This window comes from Sphingomonas sanxanigenens DSM 19645 = NX02 (assembly GCF_000512205.2).
GTDB lineage: Bacteria > Pseudomonadota > Alphaproteobacteria > Sphingomonadales > Sphingomonadaceae > Sphingomonas_D > Sphingomonas_D sanxanigenens.
In genome coordinates this window covers 6124867-6151821 of record NZ_CP006644.1, presented here as the reverse complement: position 1 = coordinate 6151821, position 26955 = coordinate 6124867, and the positions used below count along the sequence as shown (strand labels likewise).

The window sequence follows — 26955 nt, the reverse complement described above, 5'->3', positions numbered from 1 at the left end:
CAGCAAGCTTGTCGGATACGCTGCCGCACGTCATGCTCCGCCGCGATCACAGGAGGGCGCATGACCGCGGGTTATTCGGGCACCCCGCTCGCGACGAAGCTGGGCTACAAGCGCGGCATGCGGCTGTGGTTCTGCGGCATGCCCGACAGCGTGCGCGCCGAGATCGACCCCGACGGCATCGGCGTGGAGGAATATGACGTGGCGACCGCCGGCCTTCAGGCGGCGCATATCTTCGTTACCGCGCGCGCGGAAATGGAGCGCGAGTTGACCGCGCTGCGGCTGCTGATCGAACCGGCCGCGATGATCTGGGTCTCCTGGCCCAAGCAGGCCGCGAAGGTGGCGACCGACATCACCGAGGATGTCGTGCGCGCGGTGGCGCTGCCGATGGGCTTCGTCGACGTGAAGGTCTGCGCGGTCGATGCCGTCTGGTCCGCGCTGAAGCTGGTGATTCGCAAGGAATTGCGCGCGGCGCAATGACCGACAGCCATGGCCAGCCCGGAGCCGGCGCCGCCGCGCCTGCTCCCACCGACACGCCCGTCGCCCTCCCCGGCCGCATCGCGACGCTGGATATCGTCCGCGGCGTGGCGGTGATGGGCATCCTGCTGATGAACATCGTCTCCTTCGCGATGCCGCAGGCCGCCTATTTCAATCCGGCCGCCTATGGCGGCGCGCAGGGGCTGGACCTCGCCGCGTGGGGCGTGATGTTCGTGGCGATCGACGGCAAGATGCGCGGGCTGTTCGCGATGCTGTTCGGCGCATCGATGCTGCTGGTGATCGAGCGTGCGGACGCGCGCGGCGAGAATGGCGCCCGGATCCACCTGCTGCGCATGGCCTGGCTGCTGCTGCTGGGCCTCGCGCATCTCTACCTGGTCTGGCCCGGCGACATATTGGCGCATTATGCGCTGGTCGGGCTGGTCGCCTTCCTGTTCCGCCATCAGCCGACGCGCGGGCTGGTGGCGATCGGGCTGCTCTGCCTGCTGCTGGGGGTGGTGATGGCGGCGCTGCTCGGCACCGGCGCGCTTGAGCTTCACGCCGCGGCATTCGGTCCCGACGGATCGGATGCCGCGCGTCGCGCCTGGCAGGCCTATGAGGAAATCTACGGCATTCCCGATCCCGCCTTCATCGCGCGCGATCTGGCGGCGCATCGCGGGCCCCTCGCCGACCTGCTCGTCTATCGCCGGCTGAACGAGATCACGCCGCCGCTGGCGTTGCTCGGCGTCTTCGGCCCCGAGACGCTGGGCTATATGCTGCTCGGCATGGCGGGGCTGCGCAGCGGACTGCTGACCGGCGCATGGACGCCGGGCCGCTACGGCCGCTGGGCCGCGATCGGCTTCGCGATCAGCCTGCCGCCGTCGCTGGCGCTGGCCGGGGCCATCGTCGCCAGCGGTTTCGACACGCGCATGGTGATCATGGCCGCTGCGGTGGCGGCGGTGGCGGTGCATCCGATCATGACGGTCGCATGGGCGGCGTTGATCATCCGCCTCACCCGCCGTGGCGGCGCGCTGGTCGACCGGATCGCGGCGGCCGGGCGGATGGCGCTTTCCAACTATCTCGGCACCAGCCTGCTGTGCGCCGCGCTGTTCTATGGCTTCGGGCTCTATGGCACGTTCGGCCGCGCCACGCTCTATCTTGCGGTTGCCGCGATCTGGGGCATGATGTTGTTGTGGTCGCGGCCTTGGCTCGACCGATTCGTTTTCGGGCCGTTCGAGTGGCTGTGGCGCAGCCTGGCGCGGGGACGGATCCAGCCGCTGGTGCGAAAGCAGGCTATTGCGACTTAGTCTCACACACGCTATCTGATCATCGGAGCGGAGGAATCGCCTGATGGTCGTTTGCATTTGCAACGCTATTCGTGAACGGGACGTGCGAGCGGCTGCACGACAGGGCGCGTCATGCCCGAAAGCGGCCTATGCCACGATGGGATTGCGCCCGAAATGCGGGCAATGCGTGCCATTCGCACGCGAGATCATCGCCGAGGAGCGGGCTATTGCCTAGCGGTCGCAGCACCGCAAACCCGCGGAAAACTGCCATTTTTTGAATGATTTGCTGCGCCTGCGCAGCTATACTCCGTTGGTAATCTTTCAACGGAGAAGCACCCTATGAAGGGCGACCCCAAGGTCATCGACTATCTCAACGAGGCGCTCAAGAACGAGTTGACCGCGATCAACCAGTATTGGCTGCATTATCGCCTGCTCGACCATTGGGGCGTGCGCAAGCTGGCCGCGTTCGAGCGGCATGAATCCATCGACGAGATGAAGCATGCCGACAAGCTGGCGGAGCGCGTCCTGTTCCTCGACGGCTTGCCCAATTTCCAGATGCTCGGCCGCCTCAAGATCGGCGAGACCGTCGAAGAGGTCATCAAGGCCGACCTCGCGCTCGAATATGAGGCGCTGCCGCTGCTCAAGGACGGTATCGCGCATTGCGAATCCGTGCGCGACTATGTGAGCCGCGACCTGCTGACCGAGATCCTCGACAGCGAGGAAGAGCATGTCGACGCGCTCGAGCGCCAGCTCGACATGATCAAGCAGATGGGCATCCAGAACTATATCCAGCTTCAGTCGGAAGCCGCGGAAGACTGATGCCGTCCTCCCTCTCCCCTCGGGGAGAGGGCTTTCCTCAGACCAGCGCCGAATAGATCAACGTCTTGAGCTCCCGCCGGATCGGCCACAGGCTCGACGGGCTCAGCTGCGTCATGAACACCATCGTCAGCCGTTCGACCGGATCGACGAAGAAGGCGGTCGAGAACATCCCGCCCCAATAATATTCGCCCGCCGAGCCGGGCATCATCAGCCGCGCCGGATCCTGCGTCACCGCGAAGCCCAGCCCGAAGCCGACGCCGGCATTCTGCGTCTCGCTGAACAGCGAGGTCGACAGCGCGGCGAGGTCGCCGCGGCCGGGCAGATGGTTGAGCGTCATCAGTTCCACCGTCTTGCGGCCGAGGATGCGCACGCCATCGAGCGCGCCGCCGTTGAGCATCATCCCGCAGAAGCGGTGATAGTCCGCGCTGGACGAGACCAGCCCGCCGCCACCCGAACAGAAGCGCGTCGGCTGCGACCACAGGCTGTCGCCACCGCGATCGAACACCGTCATCCCCTGCCCCGGCGTCCACGCCCAGGCATCGACCAGCCGGTCGCGCTTGTCCCCCGGCACGACGAAGCCGGTATCGACCATGCCGAGCGGCGCGAAGATGCGGCTTTCGAGGAAGGCGTCGAACGGCACGCCCGACACGCGCGCGACGATCACGCCGAGCACGTCGGTGGCGAGCGAATAGTTCCAGGCGGCACCCGGCGAAAACTCGAGCGGCGCCTCCGCAAGCGCGGCGATGAAGCTGTCATCGTCATGCGCGGTGCGCCAGTTCTCCACCTTCGCCTTGCGGATATAGGCATCGACGTTGGTGCGGTACTGGAAGCCGTAGGTCAGCCCCGACGTATGGCGGAGCAGATCGACCATGCGCATCGGCGCATCGACCGGGCGGCTGACGAAGGGCGCGCCGCCCCCGCCGCCGGCATAGACACCGAGCCCGGCGAATTCGGGGATGATGCGCTCCACCGGATCGTCGAGCGCAACCTTGCCCTCTTCCACCAGCATCATGAACGCCACCGAGGTGATCGGCTTGGTCATCGAGGCGATGCGGAACAGCGAGCGTTCGCCGACCGTCGAATCGCTGCCGGCGCGCGCGGGCCCGGTGCTGGAGAAATGCGCGACCTTGTCGTCGCGGCCCACCAGGATCTGCGCATGCGGCAGCCGCCCCGCGCCGACATAGCGATCCGCCAGCAGCCCATCGATCCGCCGGAGCCGTCCGGGATCGAAACCAAGCGCTTCGGGCGTGTCGAACTGCATGGGCGATCCTCCGGTCAAGCCGCCAAGGGCGCTGCTATTGCCGCACGGCTTGGCAGAAGCAACCGGCGATCGATCCCGGGCGTGCGGCGGTGCCGGATGCCCGGGCGTAAAGACATCCGCCGCGGCTTGCCGCTGCCGGAAAACAAAAACCCCGCCAAGCGCTCGGGCTGGCGGGGTTTTCGATGGTGGGCGTGGCAAGGATTGAACTTGCGACCCCTGCGATGTCAACGAAGTGCGCGCACCACAAACGCAAGCATTTCCGCCGTTTCTTGATGTTCCAGCGCCGGAACAGCATTCGAACGAATCGGCATTTTGGGTGAATTTCACCCAAGCCTCACCCAAGGTTGCGCATGGTGCGCGGGCGCTACTAAGCCGCGCGGCGCACATTGCGGTAGGAGAATACACCACCTATTTGCCATCCAGTTCCTTGCACCGCGCGCCGCTCGCGCGCGTATGGGACCGACGTGAGATTCCATGACCGAGAATGATTACGCGCAGAACCGAGAGGCCGTGAGATCGTTGCGGCGGGATGCCACATTTGGGCGAAGCATGATGCTCGCTATGGTTGGACGATGCTCCATCGACATCCTTTGGCAAGGTCGAGAAGAGGAAGGAGAGGCCCGCGTCTTTTTTTCGACGGAGCAGGTCATCACCTTCGAGCCTAACGACTGGCTGGAAGGCGAGCGCTTCCACCTGGAGCTCAATCCACGATATCAGTTGATGCGATATGACTACAGGCACCGCGTCCTGAGCGTCACGGGATCGAGCGAAAAGATGGGCGATTACGAGTATCGGCTTACGGCTTTGCCCGACTAAGCGGCGGCGCGCCGTACGGGCTGCTCATCCAGCTCCGGTTCTTCCCCGTCCATGTTGACGCGCATGACCAAACCCAGCTTGGCGCCCTGCAAATGCGCGCCCTTCACCCGCTCGACGATGACGTTTATAGGGTAACCGCGGTCGATCTTGCTGCCGACCCATACGGCCCGGTCCCGCCGCAGGTAGCCCACCCTCACGCCGCGAGCGGTGAAGATCGCAACAGCCATGCGATCGTGCGGGTTATCAGGCTCGCGGACCAGCGCGAGCACATCCCCAGGCACCAGCAAGCGCAGTTCGTCCTGCCGGCTGGTGCCATCCTCATTGTCGTAAACCTCGCCGACCGCCGGGAGGCTGAAGTCATTGCAACCCATCGTTCCGACTCACCATGTTTGGAACAAAGCCAGAACATGTTATGTGTTCAGTCATCGAGTCGGCAATAGGTGAACGACATGAACGCCCAGACATTCAAGCGCGATCAGTTGCAGATGATGGTCTACGGCATCCCCTCCGGCTTGGCGGAGCCAGAGCCTTTCGACCCCGAAACCGGCGAACTGCTGACGGCCCCGCCGCCGGTCGCGACGCCCACCAGGCCACTGCCATCGACGCCATTCGGCGCGTGGCTACTCCGGCAGGAAAAGCGCCATGATTGGATCGGCGGGCTCGCCAAAGCGGCGAAGGCGGATCGCGCATTCCCAAAGGCGGGCGACCCCGAGGCCGTGCGCAAGCGCCTATCCGAGGTCGGCGCCGAGGCCGACATGTTCGAGGCGCTCGACGCGGCCGAGATCGAATGGCTCTGCTACTGATGATGTACGAGGATCTGGATGGACGGGTTGCACCCCCACATGGTCGCGCAGAGCGGCTATTCCCGAGAGGAAATCTGGCAGATGGCGGCTGGGTTGCTCGAACTGAACGGCGAGCGGACGGCGTGCCACGTCGTTGCGATGGCCAAGGCGGCTTCCGAGGCCGGGCAGCAAGAGAACGTCGCCCTCTGGATCTCGATCGCCGATTGCCTGATGCATATCGAGAAGCTGGAGGACGAGCCCGCCGGGCTGCACTGATCGCCCCGCTGCCGCTCGCCGAACTGATCGAGACGGAAGGCGAGACCTATGCCAGCCTCTCGCGCATGCTCGGGCGGCCGGATGGATACCTCGCCGATCGCGCTCGCCGCGGCACGCTGAACCGGCTACCGGCCGACGAGTTGGCTGCGCTGCAACGCTACTTCGGGCGCCCGATCGCCGAAGCGCTCGAATCATCTGGCGCATCAGCGCAGACAATGTAAATTTCCAGCAGCCCCGCCGGGTCGACGACGGCGAAGGTCAGGGGATGGCGGCGTAATGAAAAGCGCCGCCTACCCGCAAGCTAAGTTGCAGATTTTTAACGTGACATCGCTTGCGCGGGCCGTAGGTCGACCTCTGGTCGAGATGGGAATCGCAGCATGGCATTGAGATGTAAGCTGTTCGGCCACAAGGCCGACCGAGGCGGCGCGCGTCATGATGGGCAGGACTACTGGACTGGCTGCGTCCGATGCGGCACCCGTCTGATCCGGGACACCGACGGGTGGCGGGTGCCGACCGAGCGCGAGATCACCGAACACGATGTCAATCGAGCAGAGCAGCGCCTGGAGCCGGTTCCGGAGCGCTTGACGTAAGTTGCACATTATAATGTGGAAACTGCAGGAAGCCGGTCATAGCAGGGCGGCATGCTGGATCCTCTAGACCCGCTGCCGCCGACGCCTCTCACCGATTGGGAGATCCTCGCCGTCGCCAGCCGGATGGTTCAGCGCTGCGACTGCGACCAGTTCATTGCCGAGCGCGTGGGGCTGCTGGCCTTGATCGAGGATGCGCCCGGCGTCGCGACCTGGCGGGCCATTGCGATGAAAGTGCGGGCGATCAGGGACGCGCCAGCGGTCTAGGCTGCGTCAGTTCACGTAGGGATGCGCCTCGCGCAGCAGCTTCACCGCCGCCTCGATCACCTCGCGCTCCCGCTTCGTACCGCGAGGATTGACGCGCCAGTTGCATGTCGGGTGGAACACCAACGGCAGCGCTTCGACCTCACCGATCGCGGCGCGCCAAGCCGCTTCGTCGCCGCCGGCCGCGCCGACGATCATCTGCACAAGCGTTCCTCGGATGTCTTCCGGGGTCGGCATCGATTATTGCGGCGGCATGTCAAAGGTCATCGGGTGCGTCGAGGTCGATCTTGCGTTCGATATCGGCGAAGAAATTCGTTTGCGGATCAACCGGCGGAAGATCCAAGTCGCCAATGCCTTTCACCTCAAGGTATTGGCTCGCCAGCGACCGCAGGCCACCGTCATCCGTCAGTAGAAGGTCGGCCCGCTCAACGATGCTGATCGCGAGAATTTGCTCATCAAATTTCGCCTTCCGACGCGTCTCCTTCTGTGCCTTCGAAACGCCGACGATTCGCGCCTGTGCAAGAAGAGCGCACTCGATGGCCGCGAGCTCATCGAAGGGACTGACGCGGATGTACTTCGTGGTTTCGATGATGCGCAGCCACTCGGACGAGCGATCGGCGGTGGCTCGCGCTAAGATCTCAGTGAGGGCCGGGGTCGGCACGATGATAGTGGACCGCGACCGCTGAAGGCTAGCGATGAAGAACCGCATTCGGTCAGCGCACCTAGCGACCAGCTGCCGCCCTTCCTCCGCGCGGGGAGGTGGCGCGTCCTCATCTAAGAGATAGACGAGGACGCTCGCATCGATGGCAACTTTCAATGCGCGTCCCCTTCCGCGCGGTCCTCAAGCAGCCGCTGAACGATGTCTTCCCCCGGAAAACCGCCCACCGCTCGCAATCTCGCAATCACATCGTCCAAAGGCTCGTCGCTCAGAACATCGAAATCGCGGATCTTAAACTTTTTGAGTTCCCAGGTGCCATTGCCATGACGCAGCCACGTGCCCTCACCATGCAATCGAACCGTTTCCCGAAACAGGTGGCGGCTCAACCGAACCGCAGTTGCTTCATCTGCTTCTAGCCTTGAATAATCTCGATCGCCGTCTTTGATCGCAACATGCTTCGTATCGTCCGCACCGCCTATACGATAGACGACGCCGTCCAGTGACCCACGCTGTTTAAAAGGGCCATAAGTAACCGGTTTGGGGCGGTTCTTTCCCGGAAACTCGATAATTATAGCGCTGTGCGGCACCTCGTCGTCGCCGTCGGCAAGAGTGCCGGATGCGTTGTCTTCGCGAAGCATTTCGTCGAGGTCGTTGTAGGCCTTCAGCGCATCAACTGCGGGCGCACCGATCCGAACGCCTCGCACGCGCTCTTGCACCTTCGGCTGCGCCGGCTCGTCGATCATCGCCCGAACCTTCACCGAGCCTTCTGTAATCGGACCCAGATGCACGCTGCCGCTCTCGCCTAATAGTCTGGCGAGCGCGCTGATGTACTGCGCCAGCCGATCCATAGGGATCGTGCTAGGCGTGTAGCTGTCGCTGATGCGAAAGGTGTAGCCCTGATCCATCCGTGCCTCGTGGCGTTCGCAGATATGCTACATCGCTGGAGCCGAAAAGCAAAAAGGCGGCCGAGCCTGCGCCCAGCCGCCTCTTCGGATCCGATGGAAAGCGGCGCAATTCCGCCAATCCTCCGCCGAAAATCGGCTGAAACGGCTATGCTCGGATCCAAGCTTTTAGGTGGAGCGCCCCGGCGCGGCGTTCTTGGGGTTCATCGCGCCGGGGCTAGCCGACCATGCAGGGGGTCCGCATGGCGGATGTGGAGCATCTGCCATATGTGGAGCGTGGTGTCAGCAGCCTGCCGCATTCCCCACCGTCCGCCCAAAACGGCGGCGGAGTGTGGGGACCTCCGCCGCCAGTCACTTGAGCACGATCCGACGCCCGACCAGAACCGGCGCCGGATGGGTATGCTTGTATTGGATCGGAGATTAACGCTGCGCTAACTGCAAGCGCTGCCCGGGGGCGGCTCGGCGGCGCCGTGGGAACACCGCCGAGCCTAACCGCCTCTGCTCAAAGAAGGCGGCTGCCGGCGACCTACTTGCGCAAGCGGGGATCGCGCGTGACCGCCATCACGGAAGCGAAATGAAAAAAGGCGGCGGAGCCGAAGCCGGAGCCCGACGCCGCGCCGATCTCCGCCAAAACGGACTGATCAGGAGTCGACACTCCTATCCTCGCGGATACTGATCGGCGTGGGGAATACGGGGGGGGATCATATGCGATTCGTGATGTTCATCGTGGCTGCGGCGATTGCCGCGCCGGCTCTGGCCCATGGTGGCGGGCTCAACGCCGAGGGCTGCCACAACGACAGGAAGAACGGCGGCTATCACTGTCATCGCGGCGGTGGGGCATCGGCACGGCCGCAGACGCTGCTCGGTGCCAGCAGCGGCGCAAGGTCCAGCGGCGGGCGCGCGTTTGCGAATTGCTCGGCAGCGCGTGCCGCGGGCGCGGCGCCGGTACGACGGGGCGACCCAGGCTATGGCTCGCATCTTGATCGCGACGGCGATGGGGTTGGCTGCGAATGAAGTCTGATACGCGCACTTTGCCCGTTGAACGGGTTCACGATTGCGGGGCTCGTGGCTCGGTCGTGTTTGAGGTGAACGACCGCACGGGCGATGCAGTGCGCATAGGGGTTACCGGCGAGATAAAACTCGGGCCGGGAGATTATCTTGTGTGCACCCGATGCGAGGAACGGTTCATCTAAACAGCGCCTGCTGGGCACTTTCAATCCGGCAATGCTCCAAAGAACTCGCGCAGCCACTGCGCATTGTTGGCGCAAATGAACAGCTTATCCTCAACCTTCAGCACGTAGCCCGCGACCACGCCCTCGCGCGTGCGGATCGAGGCGACGTAGCGCTGATGCTCGGCCCGAGCCTGCTCGACCGTAGTCACCGTCGACCAGTCAATTGCATATTCGGGTGGCAGGGCCGGCCGCACGCCGCGCGTCTCGCAGACCAGGCGCTCGGCCGGCGGCTTGACCGGCTGGAATGCCGGTCGGCCGCTACATGCCGTTGCCGCCGAAAAGCACATCGAGAGGGCTGCTGCCTTCGCGAACCGCTTCATCGATCTTCTCCTTTTCCTTCTCGACCTGCTGGACGTGTTCGACCACGCGCACCTCGGCGGCGCTGTCCGCCACCGCGGTGGCGACCTCGGCCTGCTTCTCGACCTCTTCGCTGGCCGCCTTCCACTTGGCGTCCGTATCGCTGACGCCCGCGCTGTAGGCGCTGGTGCGCAGCCACCAAATGGCGAGGAGCAGCAGCGCCACGGCGATGATCCAGACAGCGACGCCCGCCAGGCGCTGCGAAAGCCCCAGCCGCATGAGGAAGGCGATCACAGCGCGCTCGCCACGTCGAAGCTGGGGCAGGCCTTCGCCACGCCCGGCCAGTCGCGATGACCACGCAGCACGATACCGGGGTAGCGCTGGCGATATTCGGCGACGAGGCGGCGCAACGTCGCTTTCTGCGCTTCGGTGCGCGTGTCCTTCGGCTTCTTGTTCTGGGCGTCGACGCCGCCGACGTAGCAGATACCGATGTTGCCGGTGTTCTTGCCGCCGACGTGCGCGCCGCGGCGATCGTCGGCCAGCGTGCGCACCGCGCTGCCATCAAGCTCGACGACGATGTGGTAGCTGACCTGGCCAAACTTCGCGATATCCCATTGGGAAATGGTCGCGGCCTTCACGTCGCGGCCCTCGGGCGTCGCGGCGCAGTGGATCGTCAGCGAGTGGATTTTCTTCGGGTCCATGTAGGCAGGCGTCGTCATCAAGCGCTCCATTGGTTAGGGCAGCAGCGGCGCGAGGCGGCATAGGAGCCGCCCGCTATCGGTCAGCGGCAGACGAAGTTGCTCGACTGTGTCGGCAGTGTGATCGAGATCATATTCGGGCGCCTGATTGTCGTTTATTCCGACAGGGCGACCCGAAGTGGCTTGCGCCACTTTCACTTGGCGGCTGGGGCCTTGCCTCAGCCGCCAACTTTTTAGGTCTATTCCTTAGAACTCGCGCGGCCGAACGCCGCCTGCAGGATGTCGCGGATCCGATCGCCGAAGAACTGCACCGCGAGCATGCCGGAGAAGCCAAGCCCCACGCCGGCCGCCACCGCCATGCCGGCACCAGGTTGAAGCGTGATCACCGCCGCGAAGTCGATCACGCACAGCAGCACGGTCAGCGCGACGCCGCGTGCGCGGGTGGTCGCTACGCGCGGCTGCGGCGCGACCATGCGGGCGAGCACCAGGCCGGCGAGAGATAGCGACAGCGCCATCAACGGGATCTGTTCGCCAAAGAGGGTGACGACTGCGGGGCCGATCGCCGGCGCGGCCACAATCACGGGATCGGCCTTGTTCATTTGCTCAGCGTCACCCCCACCGCGATGAACAGCAGCACGGCGATCGAAAGCATCTGCCGGCGGACCATCGGCCATGTTGGCCAAAGGTCGCCCTGCAGCGCAGTCGGGGACGTGAGCTGGAAGTGAACCAGATACTGGCCGCGAATCAGCAGGAAACAGAACACGCCGAACGCGGGCGAGGTCGATGCGTCGCACATCCTATCAAAGTCGAGGATCCGCGCCATGGTGTCGGGGGCGACCTCGCCCCACGCAAGCAAGAACGCCACATCGCCGATCGCGCCCAGCCAGATGGTCGCGAGCAGGCTGACCAGCCCGGCCATTACAATCCCAAGCGGCTCGTTGATCGTCACGCCGCTGCCCCACCACCGGCGAATCACCTCGAGGATGATCGCGGTGCTGAGGCTTGTGATCGTGATCAGGCTGAACAGCGCCCAGCCGAACGTCACCGGATCCCCGGCGAAGCTGGGTGGATAGGACGACACCGCTGGCGCGATCAGCGCGGGAGTCGTCACGCGTCGGCCACCGTGTAGACGCTTTGCGAAGGAGCAACGCACAGGCCGGGAAGGTCCGTGATCACGTCGATCTCTTCATAGAGCATCTTGTTGATCGCAGCGTCGTTCGCTTCCGCCTCGGGTGTGCTAACGGTGTTCGGCGAGTTGTCGACGCCCCATGCAAAGGGTCCGCCTGCGAGGACGCGGAAGCGCAGGCCGGCGACCCGATAGAGCGCATCCGAGATCGTCACCTCGACCATGTCGCCCGGCAGCGTGCCGCCAGTCGTCGGGTTCACCGCCGCGGTGTGTTTGCTGCGCGACCAAGTGGCGCCATTGTCACGCGAGAGCTCGACGCACGGCGTGACATTGCCGAGGCCGTCGCCCGACCGCAGCCGGCCGAAATTGGGGCAATCGATCTGAAAGCGGAACCTGGTCCGCGTGCCATCGGTGAAGCGGCCCGACGTGCCGATGACTGCCGGCTGGCCGATCTGCGCCAGACCCTGCCCCTTCGCGAGGCTGAGAGCGAAATGCCGACCCACGCGGACCTTGCCCGTGGCGGTATTGTCAGGGTGGTAGGCGTCTGGCTGCGTGTAATCGAGCGAGTGGACGCCGACCGGATAGCCGCGGCTCTTTGCCCAGAGCGTGCCGCTGTCGCGCGCGGCGCCGACGCCGCCCTGACGCACGCCCTCGATGTAAGGCATCGTGGACGTGGCATCATAGTCGAACGCGGTGCTGACCACCGTCGGAATGTTGTGGCGCGTCGGCGGCATGTAGAAGATCGGCGTCCCCTTACCGAAGGCATCCATGATCGAGAGGATTGGCCGCGCCGTGCCCTTCACGAGCCTGAACTGCACAGGGGTTGCAGACGAGCCGATCGCGACGCTCGCGTCCGAGACGATATAGGAGGCGATGACGCCGGCCGGAATGCCGGACGTGTTCACCTGTTTCAGGAAGGTCGTGCCGTCGGTCTGCGTTGATCCGCCAGTAACCAGCGGACGATCGCCCAGACCGGGCGTTCCCGACACGATCGAGGTGATATGCAGATAGTCGGTGTTCCCAGCGGTGATGTAGCCCATCACGATCGCATCGGTGCCCGCCTGCTCGTGCAGACCGATGATGCCCACCTCGGTCGCGGGATCGCCGCCCGGCACCGCAGCAGACAGCGTGTAGGTACCGACCCCGCCCGCGCCTGTGCCGAGCGCGGTGATCTTCGTGTCGATCGCGGTCTGCTTTGAGCCGACGACATCGTACATGATGCGGATGGTCGTGCCGACCGTGAGCGTGCCGCGACGCGCGGAGGCCACTGTCATCGTCGTGCCGGCGAAAGTCGCGCGGCCGAAGAAGTGATCGGCCGGCCCGTAGGCATAAGGCCCGCGCCCCAGCCAGAAGCCTTCCAGCATGGTCTGGCCGAACCGCCCGCCCTCGTCGGTCAGATCGGTATGCCAGCCCATCAGGACGCCGGAATAGTCTTCCTTGCCGCCGAGCTCGATCAGGTCGACCATCTGGTCCCACATGCCGGAGGCGTTCTGCAGGATGTATTGGTTCTCCATCAGGTCGGCGGGCCCGGTGCCGCCCTGCGCTGCGACGACCACCTCGAAAGGCGCGTCAACCCAGCGGTTCAGTTCAAGCGCCAGCGACTTGTATTGATCGGCGCCGATCCGAAGGCCGAGCGGCTCGACCTCGGGAAACGGCGGGATGTTTGCCGTCCAGGCATTCGCACCATTGCGAACGAAGTTCGCCGGCACGCCCTTATACTGGACTTCCAGCGTCGCCGCGCTGAGGCCGTTAGATACCTGCGACTGACCGATCAGCGCCCACTTATAGCCGACCGCGAACTGCGAGCAGTCACTATAGGTAACGCTGGTCGCCCCCGACTTGCCCACCAGGCGGACCTCGCGGAACAGCCAGTCGCTGTGTTTCGGGCAGTCGAGCGCACCCGACCAGTTCGACGTGTCCGCAGGTGCCAGCGTGGCGACCGCGCTTGCGCCGGTCAGGCCGGGCGCATTGGAGAAGTCGAGATTGATCGACGTGTAGCCGCTGCCGGGATTGTCGACATAGATCGCCGTCACCCCGCCGCTATTGACGACGAATCGCCCCGCGGCGCCGGTGCCGTTGCCGGTGATGATCAGGGCATAGGTGCCGGTCGTGCCGCCGGTGCCGTTCACCTTGGACGAATAGCCGGTCCAGCTTCCGGCGACCTGCACCGTCGCAACCGCGGTCCAGTCGCGCACCACGACACCCGAGGCGTCGCGGAAGCGAACGCTGACGGTGCTGTCCTCGGTCGGCCAGCAACGCCCCGCCAGCTTGATGCGGAATGCCTGCTGACCGGGCCGCAGCCCATAGACGTACCGGTTGCGGGGTGCCGGCGCGACCGTCGCCGTGCCCGTTCCCTTGCGGAACAGGTCGGAGCCGGCAGCCCACCGCCCCACGCCTTCGCACGGCGCCGAAGTGTCACCGACGCAGAGCGGATCGCGGACGAAGGATGTCGGGTCGCTGGTGAAGCGCCGCAGCCATTTGATGGTCGACGGCGTGATCACGGTCGTCGGATGCGCGCCGCGGTGGATCGCCAGCAGATCGGCGTTCGTCACGGCTTCCTCGGCATAGAAGGACAGGCCGTGCGCCATCATAGAGAACGACTGCGTCAACGGCTGGGACAGCGTGGCGCTGGTCACGTCGTTGAAGATGGTGCCGCCGATTGCGAACTTGCTCGGGACACTGCCGCTCGGCCCCATCGCGCTAATCAGCAGCGCATTGTTGGTCGCGCTCAACTCGGCCGCGAACGCCGCATTGTCCGTGCCGGTGCCGGTCAGGATCTCGTCTGTGTCGAGGTTGTGGACATCGATGCGGAAGACACCGCTAGCGCGGTGCACCGCGACGCCGATACGCCGCCACGACATCGGAACCAGCCGGCTCCAGACCGTGATGGACCCGCCGCCGCCCGCGCCCGCGTTGGCGTAGAAGCGGAAGCGGCGCGCCTGCCGGCGGGTTGCATCGCTGCTGCCATAGCCCGCGGTGAAATAGACGAGCGACCAGCCCTGACCCGTACCCTGCGTGAGCGTGGTCGCGCCTTCGAGCAACATCTCGACCGCCGGGTAGACGCGATCGTCCTTCTCCAGCGCTCGATAATGGCAGCAGTCGACGCCATAGCGCAGGATCGGCGTGGTGCGGCTGCCGAAGCTCTGCGTGAGCAATCCGCGAACGCCCGTGTTCGACAGGTTCGGCCGCGACTCCTGAAGCGGGAACTGGCTGTTATTGTCGTAGGGGAAGCGGATCGAGCCGCCGGCCGGCTTGATCTCGGCCGCCGCCTGGCGCGCGGCTTCGGCTTGCGCAGCCGCGAGGGCCACCGACGAGCTGGCGGAATTGACCTTCGTGTCCAGCTCGGTGTTGGCGCCGGCAATGATAGCGTTCAGGTCCGTGACCGCCATGTCGCGCGAGGTGTCGATCTGGGTCAGCGCATCTGCACGAGCCGTGTTGACCAGCCCGAGCTGCTCCCCCGCCTCTTGAGCATAGCCGGCCGCTTCGTCGACCTTCGCGTCCAGATTGACCTGGTCCGCATCGGTCAGCCCCGGCCCGCGCAAACCGCCGACGATGCCACGCTTGATCTGGTTCATGGTGCAACGACCCCCGCTTCGACAATGAAATCGCCGAGCCACAGCGGATCGCGGAGGCCGTCGGCGTACTCGATAAGAACTTCGTAGGAAAAGGACTGCGGATCACCCGCCTCTGGCGCGTTCTGGCCGGGCAGATCGCGGATGGCTTCCATGGGAATGGATGGCTCTAGCCGAAGCCGGCGCAGCGGCTTCGACACGCCGTCAGCCGGATCGACCATGGTGCCAATCTGACCTTCATCCACCATCGTGACGCTGGCGTCCGAGGCTAGCGCCGCGCCTGCGGCGCCGGGATAGAGGCGAACCTCCATGATCGCGGTGGCGCCGGCGATCGGCAGAGGGTCGCCCAGATAGTCAGTCAACAGCGTCGCCCCGAACCGGCGATTGCGCGCGGCTCCGAGCGGCTCGACGATTGCCGCCATGTCGTTCTCCGATGGTGGTAGGTCAGGCGATGGCGGTGATGATGCCGCCGACAGTGGTGATCGTGATGCCGCCGACGGTATGCGGCCCGTCTGCGATAGGCGTTGCTCCAGAGATCGCGTCCAGCTTGGCGCTGCGGGCCTGCACGTCGACGCCGATTTCCAGCCCCAGCGTCGCCCGTTGTGCCGCCGCATTCGCATCGTCGATCAGGGCGCGGCCCGCGGCTGTCAGCGTCGCCAGAGCGACGGCGCCCGGGCCGGTGAAGTAGACGATCCGATCCGCAGCCGCGGTGAGCCCCTCGATGGCGTTGAGCTTCGGATACTCGACTGAGAATTTCACGCTCGGCATCAATCGATCTCCAGCACGGCATCGTCATCGGCGAGCAGGGTGGCGCCGGCTTCGTTGGTGAGAACGGTGGGGAACGTGACGACGTCGATCACGAAGCGCGGCGTGTCTTCAGCGCCGCTGCCGCTGCCGCGGTACCGAACCGCCACGTCATAGGTCACGTTCGGATCGAGCCCGCCGATGTCGTATCGCATGTCCTCGCCGGCCGGCAGGGTGGCGGCGATCGTCCATGCGCCAGCGCCCGCCTGCCGATATTCGAAGGTCACCACCGCGACGTTGGGGTCGGTCGGCTCGCCTTCGACCCGCACGACCTGGCGCAGTGAACCGCTGATGTCCTGCACGCTTGTGGTTGCGTTCCACTCGCCTGCGATGGGGTTGTCGACCTCGTTCCCGTCATTGTTCCAGATCACGTCGTCGTTATCGCCGTGGGGCGTCAGCGTCGGCGCGGGCGGTGCGGTGCCGGTCTGTCCAAGCGCAAACGGATGCTTGGCGTTCGTCTCGGTCTCCAGCGTCAGCGTCACGATCCCGGTGCCGACGTCCTTCGAAAGCGCGACGATCGTGCAGAGGTGGTTGAGCGCCAGCTCGGGGATGACGGCCTGCAGAACCTCGCCCAGCTTGTACTCCCACAGCCGCGGCTTGCATGGCAGGGTGATGCCCGAGATCTCGCGGCGGCCAACCAGTTCATAGGCGCCGAGCTGGGCAGCCTGATCCTTGTCGGTCACCAGCTCATAGGTGACCTCTTCCTCTTTCGGTTCGCCCTGGTCGATCGCGATATAGCCCTCGTCGGTGATCGCCTTCGACTGCACCAGCTCCCACTTGTTCTGCTCGCTGCGATACTTCGGCACGATGGTGTTGATGCGATCACGATAGGTCCGCATCGCCGGGGCGATCGGCTCGCCATCCGCCAGATCCGCCGAGGTGATCGTGTCCAGCGCGACCTTTGGCGCCTGGAAACGCACCGCCAGCTTGCCGCCGGAGAAGCACGGCACCGCCGCGCCCGCCTGACAGATGCGCTTGAGGTTGTCCCACCGCGACATACCGGGCCCGTCGAGCACCGTGCCGCCAACCTTCCAGCCGTTGGCCTGGCAAACGTTGATCCACGCCAGCCAGCTCGGCCAGTCGATCGCATCCTGCGGAAAGCCGCAGCCGACCACCTGCTTGCCGTTGCGGGCGAACCGCCCCCGAGCATAGGTCAGCGCGTTCAGCCCGACATCGTCGTCATATTCGAAGGTGTCTTCGTCGCCCCAGCGGTGCGCGCCGCTGCCGCCCGGGAACGTGCCGTCCTTCCGCGGGTCGTAGACCTTCGCCCATTTGCCGACCATGCCCATCGGCGGCACGCCGCTCGCCCAGCGCTTGCCCTTCTTGTCGAAGCGCATCGAGACCAAGCCGGCGGCATAGCCCGAGAGCTTGTGCGCCGCCGACCAGCCGGGCACCCCGCCCCACTGCCCAGTCAACGCGGCCGGCTCCGGCCGCTGCCCAACCTGTTTCGACAGGTAGAGGAACGATGCGTAATAGCCGATCGCGGCCGTGCCGGCGAACGACACCGGCTGCCAGTCGAGCAGGAAGGACTCCAGCTCCTGCGCGGTTGTCGCCGACCAGAGCAGCACGAGCGCACGATAGGGGTTCTTCACCCCGTTCACCTTCCCGCCATAGCCGACATCGTGCAGCTGCGATCCGGCGAAGAAGCTGCGGCCCATGCCGTAGGGGATGGGGCCGTTTGCGCTGATCGTGATGTTGGTGGTGGTTCCCTGGGCGCCCGGTTTCTTGGCTGTGAGCTGCGCGGCGATTGACGCGGCAGTAGCGACGGCAGAGGCGATGGTCGCGATTGTTGACACGGTTGCGGCCGTCGCTGCTGACATCGAAAGCAGCCCGGCGCTGCCAAGGGCGCCGGCACCTGTGGCAGCAAGAGCAACAACACCGGCGACTAGCGCAACGGTTCGCAGGGTCTTAGACACTAACCAACCTTGCTGGAGCGCTTGCCATGAGATTTGCCCCCTCTCTCGTTCTACTTTCACTGAGCGGGTGCGCCGTGACGTCGGCGGATCTCCGCGATAAAGGGCCGCGGCACCGTTTTACGTCTTCGAAGCAGGTCGATGAGATCGTGTCGTGCGTCGCCGAGCAGTGGACGCGTCGTTCGGGGACGACGAGCGTCGTTCCGCGCGACAAAGGAAAATCGATCTCGCTGACCTACCAAGTCTACAGCGACACTGTGAATGCGGTGACAATCGATGTTGAGGACACGGGCGCCAGTCGCGACGTGACGGTCTTTGCCGGCAAGGGTGATGATAACAAAAAGCTGCAGGACGAACTCGGCGCCTGCCTGTCTTAGACCCGCCACGCTCCTTTGATTGCCAGCGGAGTCATAGCGACCAACCGGTCGCTGTCCTCGTGCCAACCCATCATTTTTCCGCCGGCGCATATCACGATCGCCGGCAACCCCTTATCACCCTCAAGCATCGCCAGATCGCCTAGCAGAGCCGCCGCCGGAGTGATGCGCTCGAGCAGCGCGTCGAGCATTGCCTCCATCCCACCGACCTTGGACGCAGCGCGCGCCGCCCCGATCGCAGTGCGGTACTTCGGCAGCGGTGGCGGCAAATAGCCAAGTTGCACGAGATGCCAGCGAGCGATGGCGACGCAATCTGTGCGGCCGAACACCAGTGGCTTATCCCGGAACCGGGCAAGCGTGGCTTCTGTTGCCGCCTGCCGGCGCAGCAGATCGTTCACGTCGCCGCCTCTACGCCCCAGGCGGTCGATCGAGGCACCCCGGTGGCGTTCGTCATGCCCAACTCCCCCGGATAGCAGGCCTGGTGAAACCGGTCGTTCAACGCGTTACCCTTGTAGATCATGAACAGACGCTCGGCGGACGACACGAACTCGATATCCAGCTTGCGCCCACCCTTCGGAACCTTGAGCGTCGTCGTGTCGATCGCGAGGTCGGCGGTCTGCTCGGGGACGCCGACAATGGTACCCGTCATCGGGTTCACCTCGGCGATCCAGAAGCGCATCCGCGCACCCTGATATTCCGGCTTCGACAGATCCACCGCGGCGGCCGTCGACGCAGGCAGCATCGTGATCTTCCCGCCAGGCGCCTCATCGCCGATCTTCTCTTCGAACGTCTCGGCCGCCTCGATCGTCCCGAAGTCGGGATCGATGCATTCGAACCGATTGCCGTCCCAGACGACGAATCCGCCATCGCACAGCCTGATGAACCGGCCGCCCGGCAGCGCGATCTCCATCAGGCCGGTGAGCAAAAGGAACGGCGAGGAAAACATCAGCGTCGCTCGTGAATTTCGAACTCGATCGAGATGTTGCGATCAAGCGCGATATTCCAAGCCAGCTCGCTCCCCATCACGAAGCCCTCGATCATCGGCCGGGCGACGTGGACCTTATCGCCGTCCGCCGGCTGCTTGCGCAGCATCGGGCTGAACTGGATCTGCGCATTGCCCGCCGCGTCGGCGATCACCTGGTCGTCAACGAAGTGGAGGAAATGCTGGCCGGCCATCTCGATGGAAAACGGAGCACCTTCCTTGAACGCGTATCGGGGCGTCGCCCCGCGGACGTTCAGCAGCCGCCCGGCCTGCCCGTTGCCATTCACCACCACCTCGCCGGGCGTGCCGGGCTGATAGTCGACCAGCGGATACGGGATCCGCGCGCCCTCGCCGATCCCGCGCAGCAGGCGGCTTACCCACACGCGCCCCTCTCGGTCAGACCCGAGGGGCGGCAGCTTGAAGGCGACTGCGAAACGGTTGCCCAGGCGGTTGAGGCGCTGCACCTCGGCGCCCGTCGGCGGCTCGAGGAAGCCACCGAAGTCGAGATAGCGCGGGGTCGCCAGCGGTGAGACATCGGTCGGCAGATCGATCATGGGATCTGCCGCGCCCGCTGCCGGGTCATGGCGACCTGCGCGCCCGTCGAGCCCGCATTCGCCGCGCGCATCGACAGCGGCGCCGCGACACCAGCGGCGCGGCCGTCGACCACGGCATCGAAATATGGCGTCGGCTCGATGATCACACGCGACATGGGGCCCATGTCCCTGCCCGCTCGGCGCACGCTGATCTCTTCACCCTTGCTGGCGCGCAGCGCGATCAGGTTGCGATCAATGCCGCTCATGCCGCCGACTCGGATCGTGCCGCCTGTCTTGAACGCGCCGGCATGCACCGCCTCATGGCCGGCGATTGGCGGCGTGCCCGTCTGAACGTCAGGGCCCCCGAACCCGAACACCTTGCCCACGCTGGTCACCAGCCCGCCAAGTGCGCCGAGGATGCCGCCACCGCCCGACCCGCCAGCGCCGCCGATCTTCACATTGCTGAACAGATTGAAGATCATATCCGCGAGGTTGTTCAGCGCCTGCTCCATCCCCTTGCGGACATTCTCCTTCCACAGGTTCTTGATGTAGCTACCGAAGTTGCCATCCATCGCGGCGTAGATCCCGCCCTTGAACGCGTCGCGGAAAGAGCCCTGCACCCGCGCCTGCTCGCTCTCCATCGCTTCGGCGGTCGCCTGGGCACGGGCCTCCGCGTCGGTCATGGTGGTGTTGGACTTCAGTTCGCGGATGCGCTCCTCAATCGCCAGCACCCGCTCGCGCTGCCGGATTTCCTCGTCGGTCGCACCGCGCAGCCGCGCCAGCTCCAGATCGCGCTTCATCTGATCCTCGCGCAACCAGGTGGCGCGCTGCTCGGCGACAGCAGCGTCGATCTTCGCCTGCGCCTCCTTCGCCATCCGGATCGCTTCCTCTTTGCGCAGCCGGGCGTCGGTGATGCCGAGCAGCTGGCGCTCGAAGAACTCGATGCGATCCTTCAGGTCGGCCTCGCGCTGAATCGTCTCGGCGAGGCGCTCATTGCCGGTGATGCGCGCGGCTTCGAGGTCGACCATGCGCTGTTCGTCGGCGATCTCGCGGGCCGCGTTGTCGCGCCGTGCCGCCTGAATGGCCGCGAGGTCTGCCTCTGCCGCCTTCGTCGCCTCAGCCTTGGTCAGCCCGGCATCGACATAGGCGTCGATCTGGCGCCGCAGGTCCAGCTGATCCTGCAGACGCTGCACGCTCGCATGGTCGCCGCGCTCCCGCGCCAATTCCAACTGGGTCTCAAGCTTCAGCTCTTCGCGCTTGGCGGCCAGCTCCTCAGCCGTCGGACCCGACTTGCCGCCGCCACCTCCGCCCTTCTTCTTGTCCGCTAGCGCCGGTGCCGAGCGCGTACCACCGCCCTTGCCACCGAGCATCGCCTTCATCTTATCGAGCCACGACGGCTCCTTCGGACCTTCAATCTTCGGCGCACCGCCACCGCCGCCGAGGCCCAGCGCCTTCTTTACCGCCAGCCACTTCTCAACGATGAAATCCGCCGCCTGGCCGACCCAGTCCATGACCGGCTTGAACGCGGTCACCAACCAGCCCTTGATGCCCTCGTAGACGGATTTGGCAGCATCGATGATGCCCGGGAACGCGGTCGTAACGCTCTCGACGAGCCATTCGACTAGCGCGCTCACATAGTTGCTGACGACCATCAGGCGCTGGCCCAGCCACTCCTTCACGCTTTCATAGGCCGCGCGGACGGAAGCGCCGATTTCGGGATGCAGCGCTGCAAACACCCCGATGATCGTGTCGACCACGTCGACCACGATCTGCCCGGCGGCTTCGAACGCTCCGCTGAAATCGCCCTTCATCAGCGCGCTGACGACGTCCACCACGTCCTGCACGATGTCGACGAAGCCCTCGATCGTGGTGAGGACGGCATCGAACACCCGCATGATGACCTGGCCGGCGATGTTGAACGCCCCGGCAAGCACCGTGCCGATGATGTCGACCACCACCGGGATCACCCCGATGATCCACTCGATGGCAGCGCCGATCGGGCCGTTCTGCACTGAGGTGAACAGCGCCGAGACCTTCGCCCACAGCGCGGTAAGCCGCGGCCCGAAAGTGTCGGCCATCTGTTGGCCGAACGCCGCGATCACCGGGAAAATGTAATCCTTGAAGGCCAGGAACGCCGAGATTGCGAGCCCAACCGGGCCAAGCAGTCGCAGCACATATGTGCCCGCCATTCGCAGCACGAAGAGGATGCCCTGCGCCGACGCAAATTGCACGAACAGGTTGAACAGCGTTGTCAGCGGCGAAATGATGAACGCGATGATCTGGCCGATCACGCCGAACGCACTTGCCACCCGGGCAGCAAGCAGCATCACGACGCCCTTCAGCACGAGAAAGAGCGGGCCGAGCGTCGCGGCGAAGGCGCCGAATACCAGCGCGGCCTTCGCGACGGGCGTCGGAATGCGAGAGATGGATTCCAGCAGTCCCGCGAACAGGTTCTTGATGCGCGTCACCACGTCCAGAAAGCCGGTATCCAGCCCGAATTTCAGCTTGATCGCCTTCCACGCATTCTCGATGCGCACGCTGGCGGCGGCCGAGCCCTCCAGAGACTTCTGAACCTTGGCCGCCACGTCGCCACCGAGCACAGCGTCGCGCAGTCGCTCGAACCCGGCCGCGCCCTGCTCCATCAGGGCAATGGCGAAGCGCGTGGCGTCGGAGCCGAAGATCTTCTTCAGCCCCCCGCTCTTATCTGCGTCGTTGAGGTCGCGCAGTCGATCCCGCAACATCTGCGCTTGTTCGGAGAGCGGCAGCATCTTGTTATTGGTGTCGAAGAAGTCGAGCCCCAGCCGCTCCATCTCTTGCGCAGCTTCTTTCGAGGCTGGCACAAGCGACTGGATATAGGTTTTGAAGCTGGTGCCCGCGTCGGAACCGCTCGAAAACTGGGCCGCTGCCGCGGCAATCGCAGTTGAGAAGTCGGTAAAGCCGATGCCCGCGGACGCGGCGACGCCGCCGCCCTGGGCGAGTGCGCCGGCAAAATCGTCAAAGGCATACTTCGAGGCGTCGAGCGCGCCGACAACATTGGTCACCGCCGCAGGCAACTGCTCCGCCGTGATGCCGAACTGACCCATGATGTCAGTGGCGGTAGCCGCAGCGTTGCCGACGTCGGTCTGCCCTGCCGCCGCCAACTGCAGGGTCGACTTCAACCCGCCCCCGAGGATCTGCTCGGCGGACAGGCCGGCGCGTGCCAGGCTGTCAATGCCCTCTGCCGCTTCGTCCGCGCTCTTGCCCATGGCGGGCCCAAGCTCGCGCGCCGCATCGGACAGCGCCTTGATCGTCTTCGGCGCGGCGTTAGGCAGCGCCGCCTCGACCAGCTTCATTTTCTTCTGGAAGTCGCCGGCCGCCTTGTCGAGCGAGCGCACCGACGCGACGAAGGGCAAGGTCACGCCGGCGGTCAGGCCGACGCCGATAGCCGTGATCTTGCGCTCCACCTCGCGGAATTTCTCCACGATCGCATCCATGACGTTCTGGACGCGGGCTGTCGTCCGGTCGAACTCGGTCGAGTCCGCCCCGAAGACGACGCGTGCAGCGCCGAGCACAGCGTTTGGCATCGGCTATCCTTTCGCTTCGGGGTGGATCGGCTGTTTGACGATTGCTGCGGTGCCCGGCTTTTCGACGACACCGAAGGTTCGGCAGTAGCGCTCGGCCGCCTGCCGCATCTCCTGCCAGCTCTTCTTTCGGCCGGATCGGTTGACCGGTCGCGGCTTCATCAGCTTCTTCGGGTTGTTGGGGATTTTCTCCGCACGCTGCAGCTTGGCGACGAGCCAGGCGTGCGTCACATCCCGCTCCGCCTCGCGCTGCGCCGCGCGGCACAAAGCCTCGATTTCAATGGTGAGAAGCCGAGGGGTCAGGTTCCAGAAATCAACCTGACGCCCCCCACACTCCACGTAGGAAATCAGCGCTTCTTGCGCGTTCCACGGCCGGTCGCTTGCGGCGCCGGCGCGCGTACGTTTCCCCCCGCGTCCGCGGCATCAGGAAACGATGCTTCGACCGCCTTACCGAGCAGTTCGGAGGCGGACACAACCCCGATCTTCTGGATGATGTTGCCGGCCTCAAGGTCGGTCATCTTGCCGTGCCGCGCTTCCAGCGCGATCCGGAACAGGGAGCGGATGGTCGGCAGCGAACGCATGTTCTCGCCGATCTCCATCATGTCGATGCCCAGCTCGGTCTCCACCGCGCAGAGCGCGTTGAAATCGAGCAACAGCGTGAACTGGTCGCCGCCGGCATTGACGGCGACCTCGCCTTTCAGTTGCACCGGCATGATCAGGCCGCCGGCACGAAGACGGGCTTGCCGCTGATCTTGATCGTCATGGCGCCGGTCATGCGATCTTCCAGCGGCGTCGCGTGCTGGTGGCTGGTGACGAAGCCGCGGAAGTCGAAGGTGGCGCCGTCGGGATACTCGATCCGCCAGCCCTCCACGAGGCGCGCCGCGATATGCGTGAGCACGATCGCGTCATCTTCCTTGCCCGGCACCAGGTTGTAGACGAACTCGCCTTCGCCCGGATCGGTGAGGCCCGGCTTATACTCGCGATAGCCGTCGGGGCTCGAGTAGTGGGTGAACTCGACGGAATCGCGCGCCATCTCGGGCAGCGTCATGTCGTTAATCTCGGCGAACTCGACATAGACGCCGGGCGAAACAAGCTTCTTCAGCTTGGTCAGGAAACCGATATCGGTCTCGGCAACAGTCTCCGCCATGGCGGGAACCTCCTCTTAGGGCTGGTAGTGGACGAAGATGGTGAGGATCTGGCGGTGGACGGTGGTGCCCGCCACTTCGTCCGTGTCCCCGGTGCGCGCGTCCGTGAAGACGCGAACCTTGTTGCCGGGCAGGCCCGCCCGGTATCCGTTCAGCAGCCGGTCGACCAACATGGCGACATCGCGGCTGCGCTTGTGGGTCGATCCCCAACATTCAATCATCACGCGGGCGGTGCGCCAGCCGTCCGAAGCGCGGCTGTAGACCCTCCCGGGGATGTCGCTCACGACCTGCAATGTGATCGCCGAGAAGGCTTTCAGCGCGTCACCCTGGGGCCGCGCGTTCCAATCGACCTGCGATCCGACAAGCGCGCGCAGGTCCGCGCTGTCGAGCAGGCGCTCGCGGATCCGCTCTTCCATGGTCAGCCCTTGCGCGCGAGCTGCTCGAGCCGCACGAGGCCATCCATGGCGATGCCATCGACAGCGCGCTGTGCGCCGGCGTCGAAGGCCGGTGCAACGAAGGGGTGCGCCTGCTGGTGGAAGTTGCCCCATTCTTCCTGAATGGCCTGCGGCAACGGCCCCGCACCGACGAACATCTCGACCCGCGCGATCGGAACATGAGCCGCCTGCTGGGCAGGGTTGAGGCGCGTGCCCACCCCGATGCTATCGTACAACTCGCCAGTGCGGCGCCGAACCCGCGCCTTCATGTCCTGCGCCAGCGGCTCAAGGTGCGGGCGCATGATCTTCATCATGGCCCGCTTGTTGAGCGCCCCGCGCATTGAGCGGAGACGCCGGGCGATGCTCTCATCGACCTGGACGCGCATCTTCACCTTCATGCCGATGCTCCCGTATCCGGCCGCGCGACCGCGGTGATCTCGATGCCGTCCTCGCGCTCAAGGCTGTCCTTCGTGCCGATCACCTCAAACACGAGGGTGGAGCCGCCGAGCGCGCGGAACTGGATCTGATCCTTGCCAGTGATCGTCCGCGTGAGGCTGTCCACGCGAACGAGAAAGCGCGTTGTCAGCTCCTGCCCGAGCTGCTCGGCGCGCATCCGCTCGCCGTCGCTGACATCGACCTTCTTCGCCCAGCGCTTGCCCACCGGCCGGGGGTCTCCCTGCACGGTGGCGGTGCCATCGTCATAGGACTCGGCGCGCAGGATCGTGATGCGGCGATCGAGCTCGCCCGCCGCGATGCGCACGGATCAGGCGCCGATCAGGTAGATGTCATAGACCGCCGGCGTGGCGCCGAGGTTCTCGATGGCGAGGATGTAGGCGGTGCCGGCCGTTACCGGCCAGCCAGTCGCGGACGGGTTGCGGACATGGAACAGCCCACCGGGCGCGATCGTCACGCCCACGGCCAGCGCCTGGAACGGGCCAACGAAGGCATTGGCCACCGCCTCACCCACCTGCAGGCTGGTGACGTTGGCATCCGCCGGCACGATCAGGATTTCCTTGATCCGGGCGAAAGCCACGACGCCGCCAAGCAGACCCGATAGGGCGCCAGCCAGGTCGATGCTGTCCGTGGCATTGGCGCCGACGGTGCGCTGATCTGCCCAGATGATCGATGCCTGACCAGCGCCGGCGCCGTCTTCCCACGTCCGCGCATAGCGGGGTTCGAGTTTCGCCTGCGGCGAGGCAAGGTCGCTGACGCCCGCCAGCGAGGCGACGAGCGAGGTAATGACGCGTGCGTTCAGCATCGGGGATCTCCGGTCAGTAGAAGCGCCGGAAGGGCGCGAGCAGATTCTCGACGGTCGTGCTCATCGGGATCGCCACTGCCTGGGCGCTCACCGTCTCACGATTGCGATAAAGGTCTCCGACCATCAGCAGGATGGCGGCGCGGATCGGCGCCGGCAGCGCGGGCACCAGCGGATCGGCGGTCGGGTTGGTGACGAAGCCGGCGCGGTAGCGGATGCGAACGGACTCGGGTTGCGCCAGCACGGACGGCCAGCGCCTCCCGAAAGCGCACCCGATCAGACTGCCGCGCACCTCATACTCGGTCGGCAGGATTGTGACCTCAGCCGCCGCGGCGTCGAGATACTTCACGCTGACGATGTCGATGATCGGCGGGTACCGCAGGGACATGCAGTCTCGGAAGACGTCGCCGCGCGCTTCAAGCGTCTGCACGCCGATTGCGCGGCCGAGCCAGCCGTCGGGCCCATCGATGTGCGCCGAGGCTGCTGCGATCATCGCCTCGACGAGCGGCTTCTGTTCTTCGTCGTCGGCCTCAAGCCGCAAGTGCTGGGCTGCCTCCTCCCACGTCACGACGGGCGCGGGAGGAGTGACGACGAACGTCCGCACGAGCGTCAGCCCTTCAGGTTCTGCTCGACGGCCTCTTCCGGCGTCAGCGTCGGATCGTTGAAATCGATCTGATTGCTGACCTTCGGCGCGCCCTTGCGGGGCTCGTCGTCGACGGCCGGGTGCTTGGTGTCGATGCGCTCGACGATGGTCGGCTCGATGAGCGCGCCCGAAGCGGCGACCTCGGTGGCCGGCTTGAGCTTGTCGGGCGCCATGCCGGCGGTGTCGGGCTTGCCCGGCACGTCAGACAGCTTCACGCCGCTGGTGTCGACGGTCTTCGTCATGGTTCTTCTCCTGTGGAAGGGAC

The 26955-nt window shown here is 65.3% G+C and carries 39 protein-coding genes; 12 read left to right on the top strand and 27 right to left on the bottom strand.

The window, feature by feature from the left end; translation table 11 throughout:
* Positions 1-60: 60 nt before the first annotated feature.
* From NX02_RS28380 to bfr, 4 genes are all read left to right on the top strand, one after another.
* Positions 61-477, top strand: coding sequence for a hypothetical protein (locus NX02_RS28380; RefSeq protein ID WP_025295536.1), 417 nt, complete (start codon positions 61-63; stop codon positions 475-477).
* Positions 474-1778: a DUF418 domain-containing protein gene (locus NX02_RS28375; RefSeq protein WP_025295535.1), complete on the top strand. Its 1305-nt coding sequence runs from the start codon at positions 474-476 to the stop codon at positions 1776-1778. The genes NX02_RS28380 and NX02_RS28375 overlap by 4 nt, the downstream gene beginning before the upstream one ends.
* 43 nt (positions 1779-1821) lie before the next feature.
* Entirely contained in the window at positions 1822-1992 is a 171-nt protein-coding gene (locus NX02_RS31865) for a (2Fe-2S)-binding protein (RefSeq protein WP_084718144.1), read from the top strand.
* 104 nt (positions 1993-2096) lie between these two features.
* Positions 2097-2576 carry a bacterioferritin gene (gene bfr, locus NX02_RS28370; protein WP_025295534.1) on the top strand — a complete coding sequence of 160 codons (480 nt, stop codon included), beginning with the start codon at positions 2097-2099 and terminating at the stop codon, positions 2574-2576.
* Positions 2577-2613: 37 nt separating this feature from the next.
* Here the strand turns inward: bfr and NX02_RS28365 are convergent, their stop codons facing one another.
* Complete coding sequence (locus NX02_RS28365) at positions 2614-3837, bottom strand: serine hydrolase domain-containing protein (protein ID WP_025295533.1); 1224 nt, start codon at positions 3835-3837, stop codon at positions 2614-2616.
* A gap of 474 nt (positions 3838-4311) precedes the next feature.
* Here NX02_RS28365 and NX02_RS28355 point away from each other — a divergent pair, with 474 nt between their 5' ends.
* Positions 4312-4653, top strand: coding sequence for a hypothetical protein (locus NX02_RS28355; protein WP_047099871.1), 342 nt, complete (start codon positions 4312-4314; stop codon positions 4651-4653).
* On the opposite strand, the gene NX02_RS28350 is transcribed toward NX02_RS28355, so the two are convergent.
* A complete protein-coding gene (locus NX02_RS28350; protein ID WP_025295531.1) occupies positions 4650-5024 on the bottom strand; it encodes an HIRAN domain-containing protein in 375 nt (124 codons plus the stop codon). The two genes, NX02_RS28355 and NX02_RS28350, sit on opposite strands and share 4 nt — an antisense overlap.
* 69 nt (positions 5025-5093) lie before the next feature.
* Here NX02_RS28350 and NX02_RS34040 point away from each other — a divergent pair, with 69 nt between their 5' ends.
* The 5 genes from NX02_RS34040 (at position 5094) to NX02_RS28330 (ending at position 6565) form a co-directional block, all read left to right on the top strand.
* Positions 5094-5456 carry a hypothetical protein gene (locus tag NX02_RS34040; protein ID WP_342671290.1) on the top strand — a complete coding sequence of 121 codons (363 nt, stop codon included), beginning with the start codon at positions 5094-5096 and terminating at the stop codon, positions 5454-5456.
* Positions 5457-5474: 18 nt separating this feature from the next.
* The gene (locus tag NX02_RS28340) at positions 5475-5711 is read left to right on the top strand and encodes a hypothetical protein (RefSeq protein ID WP_025295529.1); all 237 of its coding nucleotides are present in this window, start codon (positions 5475-5477) and stop codon (positions 5709-5711) included.
* Entirely contained in the window at positions 5660-5932 is a 273-nt protein-coding gene (locus NX02_RS33040) for a hypothetical protein (protein ID WP_162232729.1), read from the top strand. Before NX02_RS28340 ends, NX02_RS33040 begins: the two co-directional genes overlap by 52 nt.
* A 156-nt stretch (positions 5933-6088) precedes the next feature.
* Entirely contained in the window at positions 6089-6301 is a 213-nt protein-coding gene (locus NX02_RS28335; protein WP_025293725.1) for a DUF1660 family phage protein, read from the top strand.
* Between the two features lie 51 nt (positions 6302-6352).
* Entirely contained in the window at positions 6353-6565 is a 213-nt protein-coding gene (locus NX02_RS28330) for a hypothetical protein (protein ID WP_025293724.1), read from the top strand.
* A gap of 6 nt (positions 6566-6571) precedes the next feature.
* Here the strand turns inward: NX02_RS28330 and NX02_RS28325 are convergent, their stop codons facing one another.
* From NX02_RS28325 to NX02_RS28315, 3 genes are read right to left on the bottom strand one after another with little or no spacing between them, the layout of a single operon-like run.
* Complete coding sequence (locus NX02_RS28325) at positions 6572-6760, bottom strand: hypothetical protein (RefSeq protein ID WP_053000676.1); 189 nt, start codon at positions 6758-6760, stop codon at positions 6572-6574.
* 58 nt (positions 6761-6818) lie between these two features.
* The gene (locus NX02_RS28320; RefSeq protein ID WP_025293722.1) at positions 6819-7379 is read right to left on the bottom strand and encodes a type II toxin-antitoxin system VapC family toxin; all 561 of its coding nucleotides are present in this window, start codon (positions 7377-7379) and stop codon (positions 6819-6821) included.
* Positions 7376-8125 carry a hypothetical protein gene (locus NX02_RS28315; protein ID WP_025293721.1) on the bottom strand — a complete coding sequence of 250 codons (750 nt, stop codon included), beginning with the start codon at positions 8123-8125 and terminating at the stop codon, positions 7376-7378. Before NX02_RS28315 ends, NX02_RS28320 begins: the two co-directional genes overlap by 4 nt.
* Before the next feature lie 702 nt (positions 8126-8827).
* On the opposite strand from NX02_RS28315, the gene NX02_RS28310 reads away from it, so the two are divergent.
* The gene (locus NX02_RS28310) at positions 8828-9136 is read left to right on the top strand and encodes an excalibur calcium-binding domain-containing protein (RefSeq protein ID WP_158014078.1); all 309 of its coding nucleotides are present in this window, start codon (positions 8828-8830) and stop codon (positions 9134-9136) included.
* Positions 9137-9335: 199 nt separating this feature from the next.
* Here the strand turns inward: NX02_RS28310 and NX02_RS28305 are convergent, their stop codons facing one another.
* The 9 genes from NX02_RS28305 to NX02_RS28265 form a co-directional block, all read right to left on the bottom strand.
* Positions 9336-9674, bottom strand: a complete 339-nt coding sequence (locus tag NX02_RS28305) for a hypothetical protein (RefSeq protein WP_158014077.1) — start codon at positions 9672-9674, stop codon at positions 9336-9338.
* The gene (locus NX02_RS28300; protein WP_025293718.1) at positions 9613-9945 is read right to left on the bottom strand and encodes a hypothetical protein; all 333 of its coding nucleotides are present in this window, start codon (positions 9943-9945) and stop codon (positions 9613-9615) included. The genes NX02_RS28305 and NX02_RS28300 overlap by 62 nt, the downstream gene beginning before the upstream one ends.
* The gene (locus NX02_RS28295; RefSeq protein WP_025293717.1) at positions 9942-10370 is read right to left on the bottom strand and encodes an N-acetylmuramoyl-L-alanine amidase; all 429 of its coding nucleotides are present in this window, start codon (positions 10368-10370) and stop codon (positions 9942-9944) included. Before NX02_RS28295 ends, NX02_RS28300 begins: the two co-directional genes overlap by 4 nt.
* 218 nt (positions 10371-10588) lie before the next feature.
* Complete coding sequence (locus NX02_RS28290; RefSeq protein ID WP_025293716.1) at positions 10589-10948, bottom strand: hypothetical protein; 360 nt, start codon at positions 10946-10948, stop codon at positions 10589-10591.
* Positions 10945-11460, bottom strand: coding sequence for a hypothetical protein (locus tag NX02_RS28285; protein ID WP_025293715.1), 516 nt, complete (start codon positions 11458-11460; stop codon positions 10945-10947). Before NX02_RS28285 ends, NX02_RS28290 begins: the two co-directional genes overlap by 4 nt.
* Positions 11457-15050, bottom strand: coding sequence for a hypothetical protein (locus tag NX02_RS28280; RefSeq protein ID WP_025295528.1), 3594 nt, complete (start codon positions 15048-15050; stop codon positions 11457-11459). Before NX02_RS28280 ends, NX02_RS28285 begins: the two co-directional genes overlap by 4 nt.
* Positions 15047-15469 carry a hypothetical protein gene (locus NX02_RS28275; protein WP_025295527.1) on the bottom strand — a complete coding sequence of 141 codons (423 nt, stop codon included), beginning with the start codon at positions 15467-15469 and terminating at the stop codon, positions 15047-15049. The genes NX02_RS28280 and NX02_RS28275 overlap by 4 nt, the downstream gene beginning before the upstream one ends.
* A gap of 22 nt (positions 15470-15491) precedes the next feature.
* Complete coding sequence (locus NX02_RS33405; protein ID WP_025295526.1) at positions 15492-15815, bottom strand: hypothetical protein; 324 nt, start codon at positions 15813-15815, stop codon at positions 15492-15494.
* Entirely contained in the window at positions 15815-17647 is a 1833-nt protein-coding gene (locus NX02_RS28265) for a phage tail protein (RefSeq protein ID WP_025295525.1), read from the bottom strand. Before NX02_RS28265 ends, NX02_RS33405 begins: the two co-directional genes overlap by 1 nt.
* 194 nt (positions 17648-17841) lie before the next feature.
* Between NX02_RS28265 and NX02_RS28260 the strand changes: the two genes are divergently transcribed.
* Entirely contained in the window at positions 17842-18141 is a 300-nt protein-coding gene (locus tag NX02_RS28260) for a hypothetical protein (protein WP_025295524.1), read from the top strand.
* Here the strand turns inward: NX02_RS28260 and NX02_RS28255 are convergent.
* The 13 genes from NX02_RS28255 to NX02_RS28195 form a co-directional block, all read right to left on the bottom strand.
* Positions 18138-18536, bottom strand: a complete 399-nt coding sequence (locus NX02_RS28255; protein WP_025295523.1) for a DUF6950 family protein — start codon at positions 18534-18536, stop codon at positions 18138-18140. The genes NX02_RS28260 and NX02_RS28255 overlap by 4 nt on opposite strands.
* On the bottom strand, positions 18533-19084 hold the full coding sequence (locus tag NX02_RS28250) for a hypothetical protein (RefSeq protein ID WP_025295522.1): 552 nt from the start codon (positions 19082-19084) through the stop codon (positions 18533-18535). The genes NX02_RS28255 and NX02_RS28250 overlap by 4 nt, the downstream gene beginning before the upstream one ends.
* Entirely contained in the window at positions 19084-19674 is a 591-nt protein-coding gene (locus tag NX02_RS28245; protein ID WP_025295521.1) for a hypothetical protein, read from the bottom strand. Before NX02_RS28245 ends, NX02_RS28250 begins: the two co-directional genes overlap by 1 nt.
* A complete protein-coding gene (locus NX02_RS28240) occupies positions 19671-23204 on the bottom strand; it encodes a phage tail tape measure protein (protein ID WP_158014207.1) in 3534 nt (1177 codons plus the stop codon). The genes NX02_RS28245 and NX02_RS28240 overlap by 4 nt, the downstream gene beginning before the upstream one ends.
* 15 nt (positions 23205-23219) lie before the next feature.
* A complete protein-coding gene (locus tag NX02_RS28235) occupies positions 23220-23444 on the bottom strand; it encodes a hypothetical protein (RefSeq protein WP_158014206.1) in 225 nt (74 codons plus the stop codon).
* Between the two features lie 116 nt (positions 23445-23560).
* A complete protein-coding gene (locus NX02_RS28230; RefSeq protein ID WP_025295518.1) occupies positions 23561-23926 on the bottom strand; it encodes a hypothetical protein in 366 nt (121 codons plus the stop codon).
* Between the two features lie 2 nt (positions 23927-23928).
* Positions 23929-24360 (bottom strand): phage tail tube protein, encoded by a 432-nt coding sequence (locus NX02_RS28225; protein WP_025295517.1) that lies wholly within the window; start codon positions 24358-24360, stop codon positions 23929-23931.
* 15 nt (positions 24361-24375) lie between these two features.
* A complete protein-coding gene (gene gp17 / locus NX02_RS28220) occupies positions 24376-24774 on the bottom strand; it encodes a tail completion protein gp17 (protein ID WP_025295516.1) in 399 nt (132 codons plus the stop codon).
* 2 nt (positions 24775-24776) lie between these two features.
* On the bottom strand, positions 24777-25190 hold the full coding sequence (locus NX02_RS28215) for an HK97 gp10 family phage protein (protein WP_025295515.1): 414 nt from the start codon (positions 25188-25190) through the stop codon (positions 24777-24779).
* Complete coding sequence (locus NX02_RS28210; RefSeq protein ID WP_039996894.1) at positions 25187-25552, bottom strand: phage head completion protein; 366 nt, start codon at positions 25550-25552, stop codon at positions 25187-25189. The genes NX02_RS28215 and NX02_RS28210 overlap by 4 nt, the downstream gene beginning before the upstream one ends.
* A 3-nt stretch (positions 25553-25555) precedes the next feature.
* On the bottom strand, positions 25556-26050 hold the full coding sequence (locus NX02_RS28205; protein ID WP_025295513.1) for a hypothetical protein: 495 nt from the start codon (positions 26048-26050) through the stop codon (positions 25556-25558).
* A gap of 13 nt (positions 26051-26063) precedes the next feature.
* Complete coding sequence (locus NX02_RS31075) at positions 26064-26651, bottom strand: head-tail connector protein (protein WP_158014205.1); 588 nt, start codon at positions 26649-26651, stop codon at positions 26064-26066.
* A 5-nt stretch (positions 26652-26656) separates the two neighbouring features.
* Positions 26657-26932 carry a hypothetical protein gene (locus NX02_RS28195; RefSeq protein ID WP_025295511.1) on the bottom strand — a complete coding sequence of 92 codons (276 nt, stop codon included), beginning with the start codon at positions 26930-26932 and terminating at the stop codon, positions 26657-26659.
* Between the last annotated feature and the right edge of the window lie 23 nt (positions 26933-26955).